The sequence below is a fragment of the Cohnella sp. GCM10020058 genome, assembly GCF_042683485.1.
Classification (GTDB): Bacteria; Bacillota; Bacilli; order Paenibacillales; family Paenibacillaceae; genus Cohnella.
Genome location: NZ_JBHUJV010000008.1, coordinates 177236 through 199491, shown reverse-complemented (window position 1 = coordinate 199491; position 22256 = coordinate 177236). Strand labels below are relative to the sequence as shown.

The 22256-nt window shown below is 62.3% G+C and carries 16 protein-coding genes; 3 read left to right on the top strand and 13 right to left on the bottom strand.

Features of this window, described 5'->3' with window-relative positions:
- The 5 genes from ACFSR7_RS13370 to ACFSR7_RS13350 form a co-directional block, all read right to left on the bottom strand.
- Complete coding sequence (locus ACFSR7_RS13370) at positions 1-882, bottom strand: carbohydrate ABC transporter permease (protein ID WP_378162256.1); 882 nt, start codon at positions 880-882, stop codon at positions 1-3.
- Positions 883-923: 41 nt separating this feature from the next.
- On the bottom strand, positions 924-1817 hold the full coding sequence (locus ACFSR7_RS13365) for a carbohydrate ABC transporter permease (RefSeq protein WP_378162254.1): 894 nt from the start codon (positions 1815-1817) through the stop codon (positions 924-926).
- 94 nt (positions 1818-1911) lie between these two features.
- Positions 1912-3309, bottom strand: a complete 1398-nt coding sequence (locus ACFSR7_RS13360; RefSeq protein ID WP_378162251.1) for an extracellular solute-binding protein — start codon at positions 3307-3309, stop codon at positions 1912-1914.
- Positions 3310-3750: 441 nt separating this feature from the next.
- Positions 3751-4629 carry an AraC family transcriptional regulator gene (locus tag ACFSR7_RS13355; protein ID WP_378162249.1) on the bottom strand — a complete coding sequence of 293 codons (879 nt, stop codon included), beginning with the start codon at positions 4627-4629 and terminating at the stop codon, positions 3751-3753.
- 112 nt (positions 4630-4741) lie between these two features.
- A complete protein-coding gene (locus tag ACFSR7_RS13350; RefSeq protein WP_378162247.1) occupies positions 4742-5548 on the bottom strand; it encodes a hypothetical protein in 807 nt (268 codons plus the stop codon).
- A gap of 207 nt (positions 5549-5755) precedes the next feature.
- Between ACFSR7_RS13350 and ACFSR7_RS13345 the strand changes: the two genes are divergently transcribed.
- Positions 5756-6904: a lipocalin family protein gene (locus ACFSR7_RS13345; protein WP_378162245.1), complete on the top strand. Its 1149-nt coding sequence runs from the start codon at positions 5756-5758 to the stop codon at positions 6902-6904.
- Here the strand turns inward: ACFSR7_RS13345 and ACFSR7_RS13340 are convergent.
- Positions 6892-7716, bottom strand: a complete 825-nt coding sequence (locus ACFSR7_RS13340) for a methyl-accepting chemotaxis protein (RefSeq protein WP_378162243.1) — start codon at positions 7714-7716, stop codon at positions 6892-6894. The genes ACFSR7_RS13345 and ACFSR7_RS13340 overlap by 13 nt on opposite strands.
- 234 nt (positions 7717-7950) lie before the next feature.
- Here ACFSR7_RS13340 and ACFSR7_RS13335 point away from each other — a divergent pair, with 234 nt between their 5' ends.
- Complete coding sequence (locus tag ACFSR7_RS13335) at positions 7951-9213, top strand: MFS transporter (protein ID WP_378162241.1); 1263 nt, start codon at positions 7951-7953, stop codon at positions 9211-9213.
- 142 nt (positions 9214-9355) lie between these two features.
- Here ACFSR7_RS13335 and ACFSR7_RS13330 read toward each other — a convergent pair whose 3' ends face one another.
- The 3 genes from ACFSR7_RS13330 to ACFSR7_RS13320 all read right to left on the bottom strand — a co-directional run bounded on the left by ACFSR7_RS13330 (position 9356) and on the right by ACFSR7_RS13320 (position 11819).
- Entirely contained in the window at positions 9356-9976 is a 621-nt protein-coding gene (locus ACFSR7_RS13330) for a glycerol-3-phosphate acyltransferase (protein ID WP_378162239.1), read from the bottom strand.
- Positions 9973-11067, bottom strand: a complete 1095-nt coding sequence (locus ACFSR7_RS13325; protein WP_378162237.1) for a glycosyltransferase family 2 protein — start codon at positions 11065-11067, stop codon at positions 9973-9975. The genes ACFSR7_RS13330 and ACFSR7_RS13325 overlap by 4 nt, the downstream gene beginning before the upstream one ends.
- A 212-nt stretch (positions 11068-11279) precedes the next feature.
- On the bottom strand, positions 11280-11819 hold the full coding sequence (locus tag ACFSR7_RS13320) for a hypothetical protein (protein WP_378162235.1): 540 nt from the start codon (positions 11817-11819) through the stop codon (positions 11280-11282).
- An 89-nt stretch (positions 11820-11908) separates the two neighbouring features.
- Between ACFSR7_RS13320 and ACFSR7_RS13315 the strand changes: the two genes are divergently transcribed.
- Entirely contained in the window at positions 11909-12505 is a 597-nt protein-coding gene (locus ACFSR7_RS13315) for a TetR/AcrR family transcriptional regulator (protein WP_378162233.1), read from the top strand.
- 90 nt (positions 12506-12595) lie between these two features.
- On the opposite strand, the gene ACFSR7_RS13310 is transcribed toward ACFSR7_RS13315, so the two are convergent.
- The 4 genes from ACFSR7_RS13310 to ACFSR7_RS13295 form a co-directional block, all read right to left on the bottom strand.
- Positions 12596-14323, bottom strand: a complete 1728-nt coding sequence (locus tag ACFSR7_RS13310; RefSeq protein WP_378162231.1) for a proline--tRNA ligase — start codon at positions 14321-14323, stop codon at positions 12596-12598.
- Between the two features lie 315 nt (positions 14324-14638).
- Positions 14639-16018, bottom strand: a complete 1380-nt coding sequence (gene serS, locus ACFSR7_RS13305; protein ID WP_378162229.1) for a serine--tRNA ligase — start codon at positions 16016-16018, stop codon at positions 14639-14641.
- Positions 16019-16036: 18 nt separating this feature from the next.
- Entirely contained in the window at positions 16037-17137 is a 1101-nt protein-coding gene (gene serC / locus ACFSR7_RS13300) for a 3-phosphoserine/phosphohydroxythreonine transaminase (RefSeq protein ID WP_378162227.1), read from the bottom strand.
- Positions 17138-17496: 359 nt separating this feature from the next.
- The gene (locus ACFSR7_RS13295; RefSeq protein WP_378162225.1) at positions 17497-22203 is read right to left on the bottom strand and encodes a beta-xylosidase family glycoside hydrolase; all 4707 of its coding nucleotides are present in this window, start codon (positions 22201-22203) and stop codon (positions 17497-17499) included.
- Between the last annotated feature and the right edge of the window lie 53 nt (positions 22204-22256).

Sequence of the window (22256 nt, the reverse complement as noted above, 5' to 3'; positions counted from 1 at the left end):
TTATCCCTTAACCGCGCCCGCTACCATGCCTTTCGTTATTTTCTCGGCCAGCAGGAAGTAGACGAGAATGACGGGCAGCGCCCCCAGCACGAGAAACGCGCCGATCGCCCCGTAGTTGACCGAATACTGGCTGACGAAGCTGTACACGCCGAACGGCAGCGTCTTCAGCGCTTCTTTGGAGATGAACGTGGCGGCGAGAATATACTCGTTCCACACGTTGATGAACGTCAGGATGCATACGGTCATGATCGGCGGCACCGATACGGGCAGAATGATGCTGCGGAAAATACGCAGTACGTTCGCCCCGTCCATGATAGCCGACTCCTCGATCTCGTGTGGAATCGTGCGCAGAAAGCCGCTCATGATGAAGACGGCGATCGGAATCTGGAACGCGATATAGGGCAGGATCATCGCCCAGCGCGTGTTCAGGACGTGGATGTTTTTGAAAATCAGCATGAGCGGCAGCAGCGTGCTTTGCAGCGGAATCATCAGGCCCATCAGGAAGATCAGCATGACGACGTTGCCGTATTTCCAGCGGAAACGCGTGATCGCGAACGCCGCCAGCGACGCGAGCAGGATGACGCATGCCATCGTAATGGAAGTCACGATTACGCTATTCAGCAGGTAGTGCCAATAGCGGCCGCCCGCGAGCGCGTTTGAGTAGTTGCTCCATTGTAAGGAAGCCGGCAGGGCGAAGAAGCTGCCCGACAGAATCTCTTCGTTGGTCTTGACCGAATAGATGAGCAGCCACAGCAGCGGGTAGAGTTGCGTGACGAGCAGGACGCCGAAAAAGCCGAACACAATCGTCTTTTTCACGGAAAACCCGCGCTTGCGGGTCTGAACGGCGGGCTCCCGGACGGCGATGCTGGCGGATGGGCTCATGGGGTTGCGCCCCCTTTCCTATTTTCGCGGCATTGTCGGCATTAGTTGTAGCGCTTCTCAATGCGATTGAAGAGCAGGTTGATGATGACCGTTGCAGCCAGGCACACGACGACGAGGAAGCAGGCGATGGCGCTGCCGTAGCCGTACTTTTGCGACAGAATCGAGATGTTGTACATGTGGCTCGCCAGCACGTCCGTCGCATGCGCCGGTCCGCCGGCCGTCGTGACCATGATGAGGTCGAACGACTGCAGCGAGCCGATGAACGAGAGCACGACGGAGATTTTAAAGATCGGCACGATCATCGGCAGCGTAATATATCGGTCGGCCTTGAAGCCCTCGGCCCCGTCGATCTTGGCGGCTTCGTAGATATCGGCCGGAATGTTCTGTATCCCGGTGAACTGAATGAGAATGTGGTACCCCAGATACTGCCACAGCCCAATCACGATAATGGCGTAAATCGCCACCTTCGGCTCCGACAGCCAGGCGTGCGTCCAGGAACCGAGTCCCAGCTTGATGAGAATCTGATTGATCATGCCGCCCTGCGAAGCAGGATTGTAGATGGTTTTCCACAGCTGGCCGATGACGGCGACGGACAAAATGACGGGCATAAAATAGCTCGATACGAGAAAATTAGGCCTGCGGACGAAGCGGCTGATCAGGATGGCGACGAACAGCGCGAGCGGCAACTGCACCAGCATGGAGAAGCCGGCCAGCATGAACGTCCGCCTGACGGACGGCCAGAACACCGAATCGTTCGTGAACATGCGGTGGAAGTTGTCGAGACCGACGTGCTTGGCGACGCCGATGCCGTTCCAGTTGAGGGTGGCGTTGTAGAAGGACACGATAATCGGCGCGAATACGAGGCCGACGTATAGCAGCAGACAGGGCAGCACGAACGCCGCGATCGTCCAGCGGGATACCTTCAGTACATTCAAGGCTGACGCCTCCTTCAGCGGCTGTGGCGATAAGGATACGGAGGGCGGCGCGCCGAGTCTGGCGTCCCCCTCCGTACCGTACGTTCAAGGCCGATTATTCTTTGTTGTCTTCGTAAGCCTGCTGGTGCTCCTTGGCGACCGCCGCGGCATCCTTTTTCGCAACGAACAGGTTTTGAATGCTGGACAGATGGGCTTGGGACGTGGCCGGGTTCATCGTGTTGTCGAAGGAGATGTCTCCGCCCTGGACGTCCTTGAACATCGCGAGCACTTCCATCGCCATGTCGGAGTAGCCGGCCGCCTTGTAGTCGCCGTCCACCTTTTGCGCGACGCCGACGGCGCCCTTGACCGCGAACGCTTCCTTCGGATAGTTCAGCATGAAGTAGTTCAGGAAGTCGAGCGTCTCCGGCAGGTGCTTGCTGTTCTTGGATACCGCGAACGCGCTGCCCGGGGCCAGCATGAACTGGTTCGGATCGCCCTTGCCGCCGACCGTCGGGAACTTGAACACGCCTACGTTGCCGTCTTTGTTCGCGTCGGACACCTCGATGCCGCCGGTCGCCCAGCTGCCCATGAAGTACATGGCGGCTTTGCCCGTCTTGAACAGGTTCTCGCCGGCGTTGTAATCGAAGCTCGTCGCGCCTTCCTGGAAGGCGCCCGCTTGCACGAGCTGCTCGAACGCGTCGACCGCGCCCGTGAATGCCGGATCTTCGAACGTCTTCTTGCCGTCGACGATGTCTTGCAGGAAGCCAGGGCCGCCGTTCGTGCGAAGCAGCACGTTCATGAACAGGAACGAACCGGTCCAGGTGTCCTTCTCGCCGATCGCCATCGGCTGGATGCCTTTTTCCTTCAGCTTCTTCACGTCGGCGACGAGATCTTCGAACGTCGTCGGCGGCGCGTCGATGCCGGCTTGCTTGAACAGCGCCTTATTATAGTAGAGCAGCGCGATGTTGTTGCCGTCGGGCAGCGCGTAAAGGTTGCCGTCAAAGGTGTAATAGTCCAGGATGCCGGATTGGAACGTGTCCTTCAGGCCGTTTTGCTCGACCATCTCGTTGAGCGGCGCGAACAGGCCGGCGTCGACGTAAGGCTTCATCTGCGCGGACGGGTTGACGATCGTGATGTCCGGCACTTCGTTGGAAGCGGCTTGCGTCTTCAGCTTCTGCTTCTGCTGGTCGGTGTTCAGCGAGTCGAGCTCGATATGGACGTTCGGATGGTCGGTCTCGTACTGCTTCACGATCTTGTGCAGCATGTTGTACTTCGGATCGGTCGGGTCCGGATAAATGTTCTGGAAGGTAATCGTTACTTTTTCGCCGCTGGCGGCGCTGGAGGAGGCAGGCGCGCTGGCCGAGGCCGAGGCGGACGTGGAGGCCGAAGCCGATGGGGAGGCCGCCGCGTCGCCGCCGTTGTTGCCGTTATTAGAAGAACCGCAGGCTGCCAGGCTGACGGCGAGGAAGCCCGCCATCGCGGTGCCAGCCACTTTTTTGCCGGTCGTAATCATGTTCAAATCCCCCTTGACTTGGTATAGCCTCATTATGCTCGGAGGTGTAATCGCATACAATGCGTATACTTAGGAGTCCATGTTTGTTTTCTTAATATGGCTTGAAAATGATTTGCGAAACATCGGACTACGCGCACCGCTGCAGCCGCAATTTTTGCGCTTGCTGTCGGTCGCTGTTTATGTAACGTTGCCCTTCTCGCTTTGCAGCAGACCCGCCCCACATTTCGCCGCGATAACCGCGCTTTCGTCGCTTACAGACGGCCGCCGTCTTTGTAGCGTTGCTTTTCTTGCTTGCAGCACCTACTTTTCGCCCGCTCGCCGCTGTAGCGTTGCTTTCATCGCTTGCAGCAACCTGCCCCGCGGCACCGCACGCAACCTCCGCGCAGCACAAAAAGTCTCCCGCCCCGCTACCCGTGGTTCGGGAGACTCCTTTGCGCATAACTATAACCGTCTTCGCACCGGAATCCAGATCTCGCTCCGATAGTCCGGCTTGCTCGTGTCCTGGCCCTCGTTCCACAGCAGCTCGGGGCCCGGCGCCAGCTCGTAGCTCGAGGACGGAAACCATTCGGCGTAGATGCGGCTCCAGACGGACTGCAGCGCGGACGGAAACGCGCCGACCGCCTCGAATACGGCCCATTCCGAAGCGGCGACCTCCAGCGCGGTCAGGTGCGCCGGACATGCCTGCGCCGTCGCAGCGCCGATGTACTGGTCGACCTCGCCGCCGTCCTTCCTGCCCTCCGAAAAGTTCGCCGAAGCGCTGATCAACCCCGCCGGCTCGACATCGGACAGCGCCTTCAGCTCCGCGATCAAATCCGGCGTCAGACGGCTCCAAAGCTCGGCGATGTGCGGGTTAACGCCCTCGTAAATCAGGGGCACCCGCTTCATCATGCCGACGATGCGAAACGCTTCCTTTTCCACCAAACGATACTTCATCTCGTCGCCTCCCTCGATCGTCAGTCGGAAGGTCATGCGCGGATAAGCCTTGAGCGGCCGGCCGAGCCGGCGCGCCTCGGAGGGCGCCAGACCGTGCATCGCCTGAAAGGCGCGGGCGAACGAATCCGCCGTGCCATAGCCGTACTTCACGGCGATATCGATGATCCTGGCCTCGCTGCCGATCAGTTCAAAGGCCGCCAAAGTCAGGCGTCTGCGCCTCACGTACTCCGTCAGCGTCACGCCCGCGAGCGATGCGAACATGCGCCGAAAATGATGCTCGCCGCAGCAAGCCCGCCGCGCAGCTTCCCCGATATCAGGTGCCGCTTCGTCCGCGAGATGCGCCTCCAGATACGCCAGCCCGTCGTTTAACCGGTCAAGTCCGTTCATGCGGCACGACCTCCCTTCGCCTTCAAGCTTAGCAAGACCGGCGCGGTGAGGTCCGACAATTCCGGTGCAGATTCGGACGGATGGCGACGCGATGTGGTCCGGCAACTACCTTTTATACCTTCGCAATCTTGGCCGGATTGTTGATTTTGTAAGGAATCGGGTGCTTCGCCAGCTTCTTGGCGACGACCTTCGCCTCGAAAGTAAGCTTGTCTCCCACCTCGAGCTCAAGCTTCTTCAGCGTGGCGCTATGGCTCGACCATGCCTCGCCCAGCTCCGTCTCCGTGTCGGCGATCGCGACCGACTCGTAGATGATAACCTCGTCGTCATTGTCCGCAAAGTGATTGGGTACGGTCGTGAATTCCTTGACGGTCGCCGTCAGCTTGATCTTTTCCTCGGGAAGCTGCACTTTCTTCGACCGCGCCGCCCCGGCCTTCGCCTTGGCCGGCGCCGCGGAAGCCGCAGGTGCCTCATCCCCCGATGCTACGAACGAAGCGAACGCGTCCGCCGCCGAACGATCGTCCTCTGCCGCCGGAGCCGCCTCGCCCGGACGAACCTCCGCCGCAGGGCTCGCCGTGACAGCAGGCGGTTCAGCCCCCGTCTCCTCGCGCTCGGCTCCCGCTTCCTCCGACTCCGCGACGCTCGCATAGCGCTGGCCGAAGTTCGCCGCTTGCATTTCTTTCAAATACGAGGGGTGAATGCAGTGCTTCTGCTTGTTCGGAAGCTCAATAACGGCGGTCATATGATCGACGTAACCGACGATGCCGCAGGCTTCCTTCAGTCCGTTGCCCTTGTAGTAGAACGTCTTGGCCTTGGTCGCCTTCTCGGAGACCAGATCCCATTCCTTCAGCTTGTCGAGCTGCTCCGCTTCGTCCGCGAACGCAATATAGCTCGCCGGCTCAATGACAAACGCGTAAACCATCTTATCCCGCCTTTTATCCATGAATGATCCCGGACCGGACGCGAATCCTGTATCCAAGTATAGCGCTTTAGCTTGATTATAAATCGCACCGGCGAAATAATACCACCGCCCGCCATTCCCCATACACGGCATACCGGTCGCCGCATCGTCATTCACCCCGGCCCAAGCGCCCACATACGTTGGTTAAAAAGCAAAGCGGGTGCGATCATGATCAGCCGCTCCGGCCTCATCGCCTTGCCCGGGGACGCAAGCGCCCATCCTTTGTCCAACGTGGAATGGTGGTACTGCTACGCCTTGCTGACCGGGAGCAGGGGCGGGCGCTACGCCGTCATGGCCTCCTTTTTCCGCGTCGGAGAATGGGCGGTTCCCAAGGGACATTATATCATCCACTCGATCGTCCGGTTGGACAGGGAGCGATACGATAGCGGCTCCGAGCTCGACCGGTCGCTCGCGGTACAGATGGCCGGCGTATACTTGCCCGCTTACTTGCTGGCGCATCCGACCGACGGACATACCTGGGACATCTACCGCCGGCTGCTCACGAACGCCCTGCCGCGGCCTCATCGCTACATGCCGTCTTCGTCCGTCAACGCACGTCCGACCAGGCTCGCCTACGGACCCAACCGAATGACGTTCGCGGATGATGGCAGTCCCGGCTTTGAACTGCGGCTGGATACCGATACGGCTCGCCTGCGTTTGAACTTCGCGCCGAGCAAGCCCCTGTCCGTCATCGACGAGACGGGCGGACTCAACGGCTTGCGCTATTACTCCCAAACGCGCAGCCGGGTGCACGGAGAGCTGTATGAAGAAGGTCGCGCGGAAACGCTGCGCGGCGAAGGCTGGTTCGATCATCAATGGGGGCGCAGCTACGGACTGCTGACGGGAGAGGGATGGGACTGGTTCGGCCTGCAATTGGACGACGGCCGCGAGCTGCTCGTAAGTCAGCTGCGTCCGGCCGGCGCGAGTGCGGCAACCGGGGGCGAAGCGCCGGCCAATACTCGCGTCGAAGCGCGGCTCATCGGCCGGGACGGCTCGACGACGCCGTCTGTCCGGGTGCATCTGAGGCCCTTAAGGCATTGGAAAAGCGAGGACACGGGCGCCGATTATCCCGTAGCCTGGGCGATCTCGCTGCCCGACTACGGCATGACGGGCCGCGTCGCGCCGCTCATGGACCGCCAGGAAATGCCCGTGCTCGGACCGCTGCGGGCGATCTGGGAAGGCGTCGTCTCCTTCGAAGGCGACGAGCGGAACGGCGACGGGGCACCGGGACGGATCGCAGGTTATGGCTTTATGGAGCTGGTCGGCTATCCGCAGTCCGTCCGGACCGCGAAGGCTCCCTTCCTTTACTTGCCGTAGTTGGCCGCGTCCGACAGCTGCCCGGCGACTTCCGCGATATGCGCGAAGGCTCTGCTGAACTCGTCCATGCCCGCCGAGGAGCTCTTGGATTCCTTCGCAATCTCCCCGACCGTGCGGTCCATCGCGCGGATGCTATCCTCCATCGACCTGAACAGCTCGGTGATCTGCGACACCGCCGCCTTGCTGTATTCGCCCAGCTTGCGGATCTCCGTCGCGACGACGCCGAAGCCGAGCCCCTGCTCGCCGGCACGCGCCGCTTCGATGGCCGCGTTCAGGCCGAGCAGCTGGCTCTGCTCCGCGATCTCCTTCACCGAGGCGAGCACGGATCCCGCCTTCTTCAGCCGCTCGAGCAGCTGCGCTGACTCCGACGCCTGCTCCTGCAGCCGCGCCGCGATGTGCGCGCCGGCCGCCGTTATATCCTGCCCTGTCGCCGACATCTCCTCGATCACGCCCGACAGGTCGGCCGCGCCAGCGCGCAGCGAGTCGAGCCGCGTGTTCGGAACGATGAAGCCGATTGCCCCGACGACTTCCCCGTCCTCCCGGATCGGACTGGCTACCGACATGTAGGCGGTGCCGAACCGTGAAGCGTCCCGTTCCTCCACGATCCGTTCGCCCCGCTCGAGCGCCTTGGCGATGACCGTTCCCTGCAGCGACGACACCGGCGTGCCGGCCGGGATGCCGGACGGATAGAACGAAGCTTTTTCGAAATGAAGAACTTGGGTCCGATCGATCACGATGACGACGGGTTCGTCGGTGTAGCTTTGCTTGTAAACGGGGATGGCGGCTAGTACGTGCTCCAGCATCGTCGGCATCGGGGCATGGCTCCTTGTGTGAGAGAATATAACCTGTATGTCGTCAGACCGGAGCCGGAAATGAAGGGAGCGTTGCCTGCCGAAAGCGAAAAATAGAGCAATCCAAAAGAAATGTTCGCAGCATTCGTGTGCTATGGTAGAATCGAGCAACAAAGCGAGCCGGTGAAGCGTTTACTTAATGAAAACCGGCCGGATCGCTATGAACGCCGCCAAGATTAAGGAGTGTATGAATCTATGAATTCGGCATCCCATGCCGCAACGGGAAAGCCGCCCAGCCTGCTGTCGAGCCGCTTCCTGCAAACCATCCTGTTGTCCAACGTCCTGCTGCAAGTCGGCATCTGGGTCCGCAACTTCGCGATCCTGCTGTACGTCGCGGCCAAGACGGACAACGATCCCTACGCCATCTCGCTGATCAGCGTGGCCGAGTTCGCCCCGATCTTCGTCTTTTCGTTTATCGGCGGCACCTTCGCCGACCGCTGGCGGCCCAAGCGCACGATGGTCTGGTGCGACCTGCTGTCCGCGGTCTCGGTATTTATCGTACTGCTCAGCATTCACTTCGGGTCGTGGCATTCCGTCTACCTCGTGACCTTCATATCCGCCATCCTATCCCAGTTCTCCCAGCCTTCCGGGATGCGCCTGTTCAAGCAGCACGTGCCGGAAGCTCAGATGCAGCAGGGCATGGCGATCTTCCAGTCGCTGATGGCCATCTTCATGGTGCTCGGTCCGATGCTCGGCACGTTCGCTTACAGCAGCTTCGGACTGGAGACCTCGGTCGCGGTAATGGGCGTCGCGTTCCTGCTGTCCGCGATCGTGCTCGTCCGGCTGCCCGCCGACCTGCCGCAGGAGCGCAATGCCGCGCAGAGCCATTTCCGCCGTGAGTTCGTCGAAGGCTTCAGCTACGTTTGGCAGAGCCCCGTGCTCCGCATGCTCGGACTGGCCTTCATTATAGCTGGGCTCGCCGTCGGCATCGCCCAGGCGCTCAACCTGTTCGTCGTCACCGAACGGCTCGGCAAGCCGGAGGACTTTCTCCAATACATGCTTATGGTCAGCGGCGGCGCCATGCTCATCGGCGGCGGACTCGTGGCCGCGTTCGCGCAGAAGGTGCCGCCGCAAGCGCTGCTCGCTACGGGCATGTTCTTCGGCGCGGTATGCACCGTGATCGTCGGCTACTCCACGAGCGTGCCGCTGACGCTGGTCGTCCAGTTCGTCAACGGTCTGGTGTTCCCTTGCATCCATATCGGCATCAGCACGATGATCCTCAAGTGGTCCAAGCCCACCATCATCGGACGCGTCAACGGCGTACTGAGCCCGATGTTTACCGGCATGATGGTCATCTCGATGTCCGCGGCAGGCGCGCTCAAGAAATCCTTCCCGCTCGAGATCATCTTCTCGGCGGCCGGCGTCCTGTTCCTGATCGGGACGGTCGCCATGCTGGCGATCGTCAGGCAGCGCCCACCCGTGCATGCCGCCGAGGGCGCGGCGCAGACGAGCGCCTGAGACACTTCCGTTGCGACGCTCCGTATGTGCTGCGGCAGCTGCTATCTCTGCCATGCGCTTGCCAATGCGAACATTAGCGGCACACGGTGCCGCTATCTTCACGATGCGCATGTGGTATCGTGTCGCCGCCTGGAGCCGTACGTCAGCGCTGCATCCGGTTCGAGCTGCGACGAGCGGTCAAAAGCCGCAGCTCGAACCGATGCGTGAACGCGAGCAGCAGCAGGTTGGCGATCGCAAATACGGCGACCGGCACCGGGAACGCCCGCGCCAACGCATAGACGAACAGCAGCAGCATCCCCAGCACGACCTGGAAGGCGTCCGCTTCGGCGGACGCCTTCTTTTTGGCGCGCGCCATACGGCCGCCGACGAGCAGTGCCGCGAGGATGACCGCATACGCAAGCGCCCCCTCGAACGAGAGCGCGCACCAGACGCCGAACGTGGTCGCGATCGCTTTGCCGCCTCGTCCCCGGAGGAAAGGCGAAAAGGCATGCCCGAGCAAGGGCATCAAAGAAACGGCGGCTACGGCGTAGCCCGTTACGCGATCCGAAGCGAGCATGAAGGCGACGGGCCCGAAGCCTTTGGCGAAGTCGAGCGCGATGCCCGCGATGCCGTATGCGAAGCCCGCCGCTCGCCATAGATTCAAGGCGCCCGGGTTGCCGTCGCCGATCTCGCGAAGGTTGCTGCGGGCCGCAAGGCCCAGCCAGTAAGAGAACATTAGCGAACCGCACAGAAACAGTGCCGCCAACCAAAGAAGGAGCGTCACTCGGGATCGCCCCCGATGCGAATTTTTCTCCCTTTCCACGACACATGCCCGACGAACAGGACGCGATACGACGAGTAAAGCATGATATATAAGAAAAACACGGTGCTGATCGGATGAAGCGCCGGCAGCCAGCGCCCGAATCGTCCCGTGTGGCGGGAGAAATAGTAAATCTGCAGCGTGTACAGCAAATAGCCGGCCGCCCATACGGGCGCCCCGGCGGTATGAAGGACGAACGGCGCGGCCTCGGCACAGATCAGTCCCACCAGCCACAAAGCGACGAGCAGCACCGTCGGCTTGGCGAGCTTGCCGGTGCTTTGCACCGCCCCTTTGCCGAAGCCCTCCACTTCGCTGCGGATGCCGCCCGGATACATGCGAAACGACACCAGCCCGCGGCCGATGAAGTTCGTGACCGGCACGCCGGCCTCGGCGAACCGCGCACCCAGCGTCAAGTCGTCCAGCAGCTCGGCTTTGACGCCTTCGTGTCCTTTCGCCCGCTCGTAGTCATCGCGCGACGTCAGAATGCAGGAGCCGTACAGCCCCTTCTGCGGATTGGTCCGCTCGAACGGCGAGGTGAACGCGAACAGGCCGAGCAGGTTCGGGACCAGCGCCAGCCGCTCGTATAGCTTTTCCGTGTAATGGTACGGAACGACGGAGACGACCCCCTTCGTCCGGGACCTCGCTTCAGCCAGCGCGCCAAGCGCGTCCGGCGCGAGCCGCACGTCCGCGTCCAGAAATGCGATCAAGTCTCCCGTCGACCGCAGATAACCGTTCCAAACCGCCCAGTTTTTGCCCGTCCAGCCTTCCGGCAGCGGCAAGCCCTCTACGAGCGTCGCTCCGAACTCTTTTGCAATCAGGCCTGTCCGGTCCGTCGAACCGTCGTCCACGACGATAATCTCGTACGGCCGATAGCGCTGTACGCGGAGCGAGGAGAGCAGATGCGGCAGATTCGCTTCTTCGTTCCTGGCCGGGATGACCACCGATAGCCTGGATGTTTCGCAAGGCTGCGACGACGCCGGCGGGATCGTATTTCTTCGAAAAAGGACAAAGCCCGCGGCGCACGCCGGAACCATGAATGCCAGCCATATCCACATGCCGCTTCCGCCCTTCGCCCGATGATTCGGCCTATGCGCCGTTATCTCATCTTATTAGCGCGCAGGGAAAAACATGTTCGGGGCCTGCCTTATGTGGATGGGGATGGGGCCAGGAGCAGGAGCAGAGCCGGTGCAAGGCCAGAGCCGGTGCAAGGTCAGAGCCGGTGCAAGGTCAGAGCCGGTGCAAGGTCAGAGCCGGTGCAAGGTCAGAATCAGGGTTGGCGCTTTTCTTTTTTGGGAGAGAGGGTATAGCTGAAGCTGATCAAAAAGTCGATGCCGAGCACGAGGGACCACAGCCGGATGACCCGGACAAGCTGCTCCGTGCTGCCCCCGTCGTCGACGAGATAGATCATGCCGGCCAGGCAAAGGCAGCCGATCGCCCAAGCCAGCAAATGCTTGAACCAGCCGAGGCGCTCCTGCCGCGCATGCTCGCGTCCGAATCTCGCCTTGGGCTTCGGCGCAGCGCCCCCGGCGAACCGATGCGCGAAGCGTTCGTCGGCCCATCGGATCATCGCATGGCCGAACGCGATCGAAACGCCTATATAGACGGCGGATAGCCCATGCACGAACGTAGCTTCGGCGCCTTGCCTCAGGTGGATGACCGTCACCGCGAGCAGGACGACGTCGACGACCGGGGTCAGCAGGAGCAGCGCGGAGCCCGTCTTTTTCCATTTAAGAAGATAACGGCACGCCAATCCTGCCAGAATGAGCACCCAGAACGCGATCTCGCAGCCGATGATGATGCCGATCATCTCAACATCCCCCTTTACCATACACTTGTATTAATTAAGTTTGATTATATCAGCTTCTTTTAATAATACAATCGTATTATAATAAGGACATGCCAAAAATCGTCGACCATGAGAAACGAAAAGAACATATCGCCGAAGCCGTCTTGCGCCTGATCCGGCGCGAGGGTATTGACAGTGCTTCCGTACGGCGGGTCGCGGAGGAGGCCGGCTTGACGCTGGGCGCGCTGCGACACTACTTCGACGCCCAGCACGATCTGCTCGCCTATGCGATGCGGCTGCTCATCGGGCGAGTCGGCGCGCGGATCGAGAGACTGCCGCTGACGGGACAGCTGCGTACGGACATCGAGATGATCGTGGCGCAGCTTGCGCCGCTGGATGAAGAGCGCCTCGCCGAAGCCGAGGTGTGGCTGGCCTTCGCGGGCAAGGCGGTGTCCGACCCTGCAATCCGCGCGCTCAGCCAGGAGGCTCACGAGGCGCTGTACCGCGGCTTCAAGCGCATGATCGTCGCCCTGTGCGAACGCGGCCTCGCCCGGCCTGGCATCGATCCGGAACTCGAAGCCCGCCGGCTGCACGCGCTCGCCGACGGCCTGGTCGTCCACTATACGACCTACGCCGAGCATCTGGATCCTGCCGGGCTGATGCGAATCGTCTCTGCCCATCTCGATGGGCTGATTAAAGCGGATTAGTTGGCGGGATCGCCAGCGCTGCGGAGCGGGCGGAGCGTGAGAATCCTGTGTCCGACATGACAGCCTGACGCGAGTACCAGCAGCTATTTCCTATCGGTACGTCATCGCAGCTCGCTGCTTGCAGCGTTCAACGGCATCCGCCGCGGAGACCGCCTCAGCTTCCTGAAGCGCACGCTCCGAATACTCGACGATCCCCTCGCCCGCTCTTTTGCCGACAACGATGCGAAGCGGGATGCCGAACAGATCTGCATCCTTCAGCTTGACGCCCAAGCGTTCGTCCCGGTCGTCAAGCAGCGTTTCGACGCCATTGTCCTGGAGCATGCGGCGGATCTCTTCCGCGAGCGCTCTCTGCGCGGCATCCTTCCAAGAAACGGGCACGATATGCGCTTGAAAAGGCGCGATCGCTGCCGGCCAGCGGAAGCCCCTTTCATCGTGATGCTGCTCCGCGACGGCCGACATCATGCGGGAGATTCCAATGCCGTAGCAGCCCATGACAACAGGCGATGAGGCCCCCTTCGCGTCCGCAAATTCCGCATGAAGCGGGAGGCTGTATTTGGTCCCTAATTTAAAAACGTGGCCAATCTCGATCCCTTTACGCAAGTCGAGGCTTCCTTCCGCACAGCGCGGACATGGATCGTCCGCCTCTACATCGCGCAGATCGCCTACCCTCGCCAACGAAAAATCACGACCGGGCACGACGCCTCGCAGGTGGAATTTCTCCTTGTTCGCCCCCGTTATGCCTGTTGCCATATCCGCCACGGCAAAGTCGACCCACAGCGGCAGGTCCAATCCGACCGGACCCAAAATGCCTGCGGGAGCCACGGCGAGCGCCGCGATCGTCTCGGCATCCGCCATTTCCAGCGTGTCCGCACCGAGCAGACGCTTGAGCTTGATCTCGTTCACCTCGTGATCCCCGCGAATCGCGACAGCCGTCACTTGCCCATCCGCGACAAACAGGAGCGTCTTGATCGTCTCATCGGCCGTGACTTTGAGCGTTGCCGTTAACTGATCGATCGTTCGCGCGCCAGGCGTATGAATGAGCTCCGGCGAAGCCTCCTCATCGTTCGCAGGAAACGTTCGCTGCACGCCCTCCCGCCTTCCGGCCTCCGCTTTTTCCAGATTCGCCGAATATCCGCAATGCGCGCAAAACGCGATCGTATCCTCGCCGACATCGGCCAAAGCCATGAATTCGTGCGAGCCGCCCTCCCCGCCGATCGTTCCCGAATCGGCCTCGACGCCCCGCACCTCCAACCCGCAGCGCGCGAAAATCCGCTCGTATGTTTCGTACATGACGCGATACGCGTGATCCAGTCCTTCTTGATCCGCTCCGAACGAATAGGCGTCCATCATCAGAAACTCCCTGCCGCGCAGCAGTCCAAACCGCGGGCGCCGCTCGTCCCTGAATTTCGTCTGGATCTGATATAACGTCATCGGAAGCTGCCGATAGGAATTCACTTCGCTCGCGACCAGCGCGGTAACGACTTCCTCGTGCGTCGGTCCCAGCACAAAGTCACGATCGCTGCGATCCTTGAATCGAATCAGCTCGGGGCCGTACGCCCCGTATCGCCCGGACGTTCGCCACAACTCCGCCGGCTGCAAGGCGGACATCAGCATCTCTTGCGCTCCGGCATGATCCAGCTCCTCGCGCACGATGGACGAGATCTTGCGGAGTACGCGCCACCCGAGCGGAAGAAACGTATAGACCCCCGAAGCTACCGGACGAATGAACCCGGCGCGCAGCATGAGCCGATGGCTGGCGGCTTCGGCATCCGATGGAACTTCCCGCATCGTCGGGGCAAACAAACTGGATTGATACATGATCCGACACCTCCCGGAAAATAAAAAAGAACGCCTTCGTCAGGGACGAAAACGTTCGTGGTACCACCCTAATTCGACCGAATCGGCAAGCCGATCGATCCTTCGCGGATAACGGGGCAGCGCCCCGGCAGCGAATACTTGAAGTTCCTCGCTGCGGCTCGCAAGGCGGGAATCGTCCACTCGGTCAGGGAAGCCTCTCAGCCTAGGGCTTCCTCTCTGCGCAGCCGATCGTGTACGGTCGTTTCCTTGTATCTTCGCCGTTGTGATCATAAAAGTGTGAATTGTCAAATAATTTACGCGAACTGTGGCGCGATGTCAAGCGTCGGTCCGAATCTCCTTCGCGCCGCCCAAGAAAGGCCGCAGCGCCTGCGGCACGTAGACCGAGCCGTCCTCCCGCTGATGGTTCTCCAGCAGCGGGATCAGGATGCGCGGCGTGGCGACGGCCGTGTTGTTGAGCGTGTGCGCGTAGCGCAGCGCCCCGTCTACATCCCGGTAGCGAATCCCCGCGCGGCGCGCCTGAAAGTCCAGCACGTTCGACGACGAATGCGTCTCCCCGTATGCGCCGCGGCTCGGCATCCACGTCTCGATGTCGTACTGCTTGTGCGTCTTCTGCGACATGTCGCCGATGCACACCGCCACGACGCGGTACGGCAGCTCGAGCAGCCGCAATATTTCCTCCGCGTTGGCCGTAATCTCCGCCAGCATCGCATCCGACTCCGCCGCCTCGCCGCGGCACACTACAACCTGCTCCACCTTGGCGAACTGGTGCACCCGGTACAGCCCGTGTACGTCGCGCCCTGCCGAGCCGACCTCGCTTCGGAAGCATGGCGTTGCTGCCGCAAGACGGATCGGCTCATCCAATGCCACAATTTCGCCCGCGTAATACGACACCAGACCGACCTCCGACGTGCCGATCAAATATTTGTCGCCTTCGGCCAGCGCGAAGGTCTGATCCTTGCCCGTCGGGAAAAACCCGGTGTTCTCAAACGCCTCGCCGCGCATCGTCGCCGGCAGCTCGAGCGGCGTGAAGCCGCGCCGCTCCAGCACGTCCATGGCCAACTGCTGCACCGCGCGGTGCAGGCGGCTGCCGATGCCCTTCAGCACGTAACTGCGCGTGCCTGCAAGCTTCACCCCGCGCGCCAGGTCGAGAAGGCCAAGCCGCTCGCCAAGCCGGACATGATCCAGCGGCTCGAATGCGAATGCGGGCACCTCGCCGACCCGGCGCAGCTCGACATTGTCGGCGTCCGATCTCCCGTCCGGCGTGTCCGCCGATACCGGATTCGGCACGAGCGCAAGCAGCGCCCGCCACGCGCCTGAGACTTCCGCCAGCCGCGCCTCGTGCTCCGCGAGCTTCGCGTTTGCGTCCCGCACCTGACCTTTCGCATCGTCGATCCGCGCTTCGTGCGCCGTCATCCCCGATGCTTCGCTTATCGAAACGCCATTCGCGAGCTTCGCATTCGGTTCGCCTGCGTTCCTCCCGCTCTCCCCGCTCAGCGACCGCTGCGCCTTGACGAGCGCCGCGATCTCCTCGCTTCGCCGGTTGCGCTCGGCCCGCAGCCGCTCGACCTCTTGCAGCAGCGTTCTGCGCAACGCGTCCAGCTCCAGCAGCTCGCGGATCGATACCGCGATTCCTTTGCGATCCGCCGTATGCTGAAGCAGCTCCGCATGTTCGCGTATATACGTCATGTCCAGCATGTTCGCCAGCCCCCTTCTTCAGCCCCGCCGCTTCCGGAAATCGTCCATAAACGCCGCCAGCGCCCGGCAAGCCTCCACCGGCACGCCGTTATAGATCGATGCCCGGATCCCGCCGACGCTCCGATGGCCCGCGAGTCCCGCGAAGCCGGCAGCCTGCGCCTCCTGCACGAACGCCTTCTCCAGCGTCTCATCGGGCAAGCGCCATGTCGCGTTCATCGCCGAACGGTACGGCGTCTCCACGATACCGCGGTAAAATCCGCCGCTCCCGTCGATCGCCTCGTAGAGCAGCGCCGCCTTATCCGCGCTCCGCGCCTCCATCGCCGCGACGCCCCCCTGCCCGGCCGTCCACGCCAGCATCAGCTTCATCATGTAAATGCTGTGCACCGGCGGCGTATTGTACAGCGAGTTATTGCTTGCATAGGTCGTATATCGGAAAATCGCGGGGATCTTCGCCTCCGCCGACGCCGCCAGCAGGTCCTCGCGGATCACGACGGCCGTGACGCCCGCCGGTCCCAGGTTTTTCTGCGCGCCGGCATAGAACATCGCGAACCTCGTCCAGTCGATCTTCCGGCTCAAGATGTCGCTCGTCATGTCGCCGATCAGCGGGATCCCGCCCGTATCCGGAAACGCCTTAAACTGCGAGCCTTCGATCGTATTGTTCGTCGTCAGATGTACATAAGCGGTGTCGGTTGCCGCCAGGCGCGCGACTTCTTCGTCGAGCCCGGGAAGCCGCGCCCATCCGGTCGCCTTGCCGCTCGCCAGCACCTCCGCAGCGCCGACCGTCAGCGCCTCCTCGTACGCCTTTTCCGAAAAGCTGCCAGACAGCACGTAATGTCCCGCCTTGCCCGCCGCCAACAGATTCATCGCCAGCAAAGCGAACTGCGCGCTCGCCCCGCCGGACATGAACAGCACGCGGTAGCCCGCTCCCTGCAGACCGGTCAGCTCGAGCAGAAGCCGCTCCGTCTCCGCGATCATGCGCTCCACCGGCTTGCTGCGGTGCGACATCTCCATGACCGACATGCCCTGCCCCCCATACTCCACGAAGCTGTCCTGTCCCTGCTCCAGCACCTCGAGCGGCAGCGCCGCCGGTCCCGGATTGAAGTTGTACGTCCGATCCATTTTCCATCGCCTCTTTCTCCAAGATTGTCGGTTGAAAACGCAAAGACGCCCCTCGTCCGAATTGGGACGAGGAGCGTCAGCTCGCGGTGCCACCCAACTTGATGAACCGGCGCGCGGGGCGCGGCTCATCCTCTTGGTTCCGCGGTAACGGGCGGGGCCGGTAAACTTAGGATGCGGCCGTATCACGCGATACAGGGCCGCTCTTGACGGGAACGCCTCCGAGTTGGATGCTCTTCACGGGCATGATTCCGATCTGCAATTGTTTGATTATTCTAACGGAATGCCGACGGGGTTGTCAATCCCGAAAGCGCGCGAGCACGCCACTGCGAGCACGCAAGCACGAGCCGCAGCCCGAGCGGTCAGCTCGCCCTGAACCAATCGAACGCCGCCGTCCCGGTCGCCGCGCTGAACGAGGAAGCAGCGACGCCGACCCGCGCCGTGCCCGACGCAGTCGACGAACCGTAGCCGCCGATCGGCGTCCAATAGTCGCCGTCCGCGCTGTAGTACGCCCGGTAGTAATATCCTGCCTTGTCGAGACGCAGATAGATCGTCCCTCCGGATACCGGATCGGCGATGCTCACGCCGCCCGACAATCCTTGGCCGGAGAATTCAAGCCTGCCGCCGTTGTTGTATTGCCGATCCACCTTGATATAATGCGTCGCGTCGTACCAGATCAACACGCCGGCTTGCTGATAGTTCTGCGTCGGCTTGTAGTCGATCTTGGCCCTCAGCGACAGGTCCTCGCTCGCCGCCGTCTGCACGACCTTGCCCGTGTCGTCGTTGGAGCTCGCGGCGATGCCGAGCTGCAGCTTTCCGCCGGAGACGGTCGCCGTGCCGGACGCGCTCCACTTGCCGGCCAGCGCACTGCCGTCAAACTCGTCGCTCATCGTCTCGACGCGGAACCAATCGAACGGCACCGTCCCGCTCGCCGCCGAAAAGGAACCCGCTGCCACGCCCGCCCTGGGCGACGTCAGCGCCGCTGTGCCGCTGCCGACTCCGGTCCACGTCGCGCCGTCCGCGCTATAGGCGGCCGTGTACGTATTGCCGCTCTTTTGCAGACGCAAGTAGATCGTCGCTCCCGGCACCGGATCCGCGACGGACACGCCGCCGCTCAGCGTCGGCCCTGAGAACTCGAGCGTATGGCCGCCGTTGTACGTGCGCGTCAGCTTCACGTAGTGCGTCGCGTCCTGCCAGACGAGCAGTCCGCCCTGCATGTAGTTGGCGCCCGGCTTATAATCCAGCTTCGTCGTCAACGCATAATCCGAGCCCGCCATCGCGCGCAGCACACGGTGCTCCGCAAATCCCTCGTTCGCCGGAACGGTTAGATTCAGCTTGCCGCCGTCGACCGTATACGCGCCCGTCGGCTCCCAGGCCGATTCGAGCGAACGGCCCGCGAACTCATCGTTCATCCCGCGCTTCTGGTACTGGAACCAGTCGAATGCGGCGTAGGTATCTTCGTTCGCCGCACCGGCCGAGGACGCGATGAACCCGACGCCGAACTCGGCGCCAAGGGCCACGACGGCATCCCCGCCGATCTGCGCATACGTCTGGTTGTCCGCGCTCTCGTAGGCCCGGATCGTATCGTCCTGCTTCACGATGCGCACATAAACCGTCTGCGCGGACGGATGCGGATCCGCGTACGTACCGCCGCCGGTCAAGCCCGCGCCGCCGAGCACGTACTTGGCGCCGCCGTCGTACTTGCGGACGAACTTGACGTAGTGCTGATTGTCCAGCCGCAGGACCAGTCCCGCTTGCTGCCCGGATTGCGAGGGCAGATAGGTCATCTTGGCCGTCGCGGTGAAGTTCCCCTTCGCGCCGGGCTGCACGATGAAGTTCTGGTCCGTGCCGACCGCGCGCACCTCCAGCTGCCCGTTGTTGAGTCCCGCTGGCCAGCCGGACCCGCTCCAGTACGAATTCAGATACCGCAAGGCGGAAAAATCGTCGTCCACCGGTTCCCCGTAAGTGGCAAACGTCCTGATGCCTCCCGTACTGGCGACCGAGCCGCCCGCGTTAACTGCCGTCACCTTCCAGTAGTAGCGCACGCCCGGCTCCAGCGCCTGGTTCAACGTGTACTGGATCGTGCGGCCCACGTTCTGGTCGAACAGCGGATTGGACAGGTCCGCCCGCTTGGACACCGTCAGCTTGTAGCTCGCAGCGCCGTCGGACCAGTTCCAGCCGAACCGCGGGTTCGCGGCGCCGACCTGCGCGGCGTCCTGTCCGGGCAGCAGAATATCGAACGCGCCCGGCTGGGCCGTACCTGCCGAGGCGGTCAAGGAGATCGTACGGCTGGCGCCGGGGGCGAGCGTTACGTTCAGCTTGGCAAAGTTGCCTTCATCCACCCCCTGCACCGCGAGGCCGCCGGCGTCCGTCGCCGTCGTCGCGCCGTCCGGCACGCGGATATACACGGTGCGCGTACGCGACGCCGAGGCATCCGTATTTTGCAGCGTGACGGAGATGCCAGCATCGTCGTACGTGCCGGATACAAGAATGCCGCCGTTCGTTCGCAGGTCCTCAAATCCGACGCCGAGATCCAGCCAAGCCTGCGGCGTCCCCGGGAACACCCGGATCTCCGTGTCGCTGTCCCCGTCCAGCAGCATCTGGTCGATCGCGGCCACGTAGGCGCCGTGCGCGCCGATCTCCGGCGCTTTTTTATAATCCTCGCCGTCCGTATGCGTCTCGACCATGCTGATGTCGTCGTAGAGATGAACGCCATTCTTAAGACCCAGCTTGACCGTGCGCAGCGCCTCGTCCGCCAGATGCAGCTTGGATGCCAGCACGGAAGCCCAGCCCTGGTTAAACGTATAGTCCATCTGCGTAGCCGCGACGTTGAGGTACGTGGCCAACGCCTCGGGCGTCATGATGTCGCGCGTCTGCATCCACCAGAAAGGCTGCGCGAGCAGCGTCATGTCCGCGCCCGCCTGCGAATTGTACCAGAACGGATCGAGCAGCTGCGGGAGCAGCGCGTCCCAGGTCGCGTTGGACACCCCGTACTTCTGGGCCTGCCGGATCGACCAGATCGCCGCCGTGCTCTGATTGCCGTCCCCAGGATGGAGCGCGTTCGGATCCCATGGCGTCGGGCTCCATACCCCGCTGTGCGCATAGCCCTGCCATTTGTCGAAATAAACCTGGTGCGCCAGCTGCGCCTTCGTCACCTTTTGCAGGAGCGCCTTGGCCGACGTCAGGTCCGCGTTCGTGAACGTCTTCTGCGACAGCACCATGGCCGCGACGTTGCCGCCCGGGAAGTCGCTGCGCCAGCCCTGCTCGAGACCCGGATTCTGAATCGGCTTGGCATTGTAGCCCATCAGCCACGCATACTTGGCGCTGCCGCTCGGATACCCGTAGTAGGGATCGGCCGCCACAGCTTCCGCGTTCGGCAGCATCCGCTCGTACCAGTCGGTCATCGCCTCGCTGACGTCCGCATGATTGCTGTACAGCATCGCGAAGTGGCTGTAAACGAGATCGAACTCGGGCAGCACGGCCCCGTCGAAGCCGTCCGGGTTGGTGCCGTAGGCGCCGGGAGGCACCTCGCTGTTCCCGATCATGGCCCCGTGGTCATACAGGGAGCGGATGTACCAGTTGGCCATGCCGAGGTCCGGAATATCGACCTTCGACTTACCCCAGAAGTCATCCCACCAGGCCGCCGTATCGCCGGCCAGATTCGCATATCCCCCGCCCGCGGCGGTCTGTGCCTTGCTCGACGCGGCCGCGACGGGATCGGCATCCTTCAGCGAGGAGCCGGGCGCGAAGTAGAAATATACCGGCTGGCCCGGACCGACAGTGGCGGAGATCGTCCCGCCCGCCGTGTCGACGGACACGCCTTGCCCGCTGGCGGAGACGGCCAGCGTCATGCGCTCGGTCGTGCCCGCATAATCGTTTTTCGCGACCAGACCGTTGGTCATCGCAGCGTAGGAGATCGCGTAGTTATCGTAGATCGCGCCATAGCCGGAGGCGACGTCCGCATCCGCGTTGGTCGTGCGGCCGACCTGGAGCTTGAACGTATGGGATATGCTGTCCTCGACCTTCATGACCAGGACGCCGTCCGGATTGACGAACGCGGTGCGGCTGGAGTCGAATGTTTGCGCGCCTGCCGTCAAGCGCAGCGCCGTCTTCATCAGACCTGTCTTCACGTCGACCGTCTGCTTCCAGACGCTGCCGTCGATCGCGCCCGGATCCGGGCTCGCGGACGTCCCGTAGCCGCCGTTCAGCTGAAACGGCATCACGCGCTTCGTATCGGCATGCCACCAGTAATCGTACAGGATGGCAGGAATGTGGGCGAAGTTGTGGTAGGTCGTATCCTTGCCCGGCGCATCCGGCTTGGTAAAGCCCGTCGGACCGGCAAAAAACGTCGTACCCCCGAGGCCGATGAGCGGGAATTCATAATATCCGTAGTCGAGCCGCTCGGCCCCTTCCTTGACGAACTTGGCTCCGTTCACGAGCGAATCCCAGTCCCGGTCCCAATCGTTGATCTGGGTAGCGCTTACATTGTCGAACCGGACATGTCCGCCCGAGGTAGCAAGCCCCGCGATTGTGCCTGCTTCGGGGAAATCGTTGCGCTCCATCGCGAGCGTTCCGTTCACATAGAGCTTGACGTTCGTCCCGTTGGCCTCCGCCTTGACCGTATACCAGACGCCGGTGCCAAGCGCGAACGGCAGGCTGTACGAATGCCCGTTCACCCACATGACGATCGTCTGATTGGCGGCGTCGAGCCGGACGGAATTGTGCGGTCCGCCCGTGCTTCGGCGCAGCAGAATCTCGGCCGAGCCCGCGGTGACGAACTTGATGTCGGCCTGGAGGCGAATGCGCGCCTGATCGAGCGATTGATTGATGTAGATCTGCCTGTCCGCGCCTGTCTCTGACTGATCGAGCTCGCCCGAGGCGATGCTCCAGGCTCCGCCTTGCGGCGTCCAGCCCGCCAGCGTGCCGCCGAACGTATCGGAGAACAAGCCGACGTCGGCGTTCGCGTCGGCGTGCCGCCCAGGCGCCGGCCACAGGACACACGAGGCCAGCAGCACGGCCATGGATAGAAACAAGGCCCCCTTCTTCATCCAGGAAAACTTCGCGATCATTCGAATCCGCTCCTCATCATCGATAATAAAATCGCCAATTCAAAAATGAAACG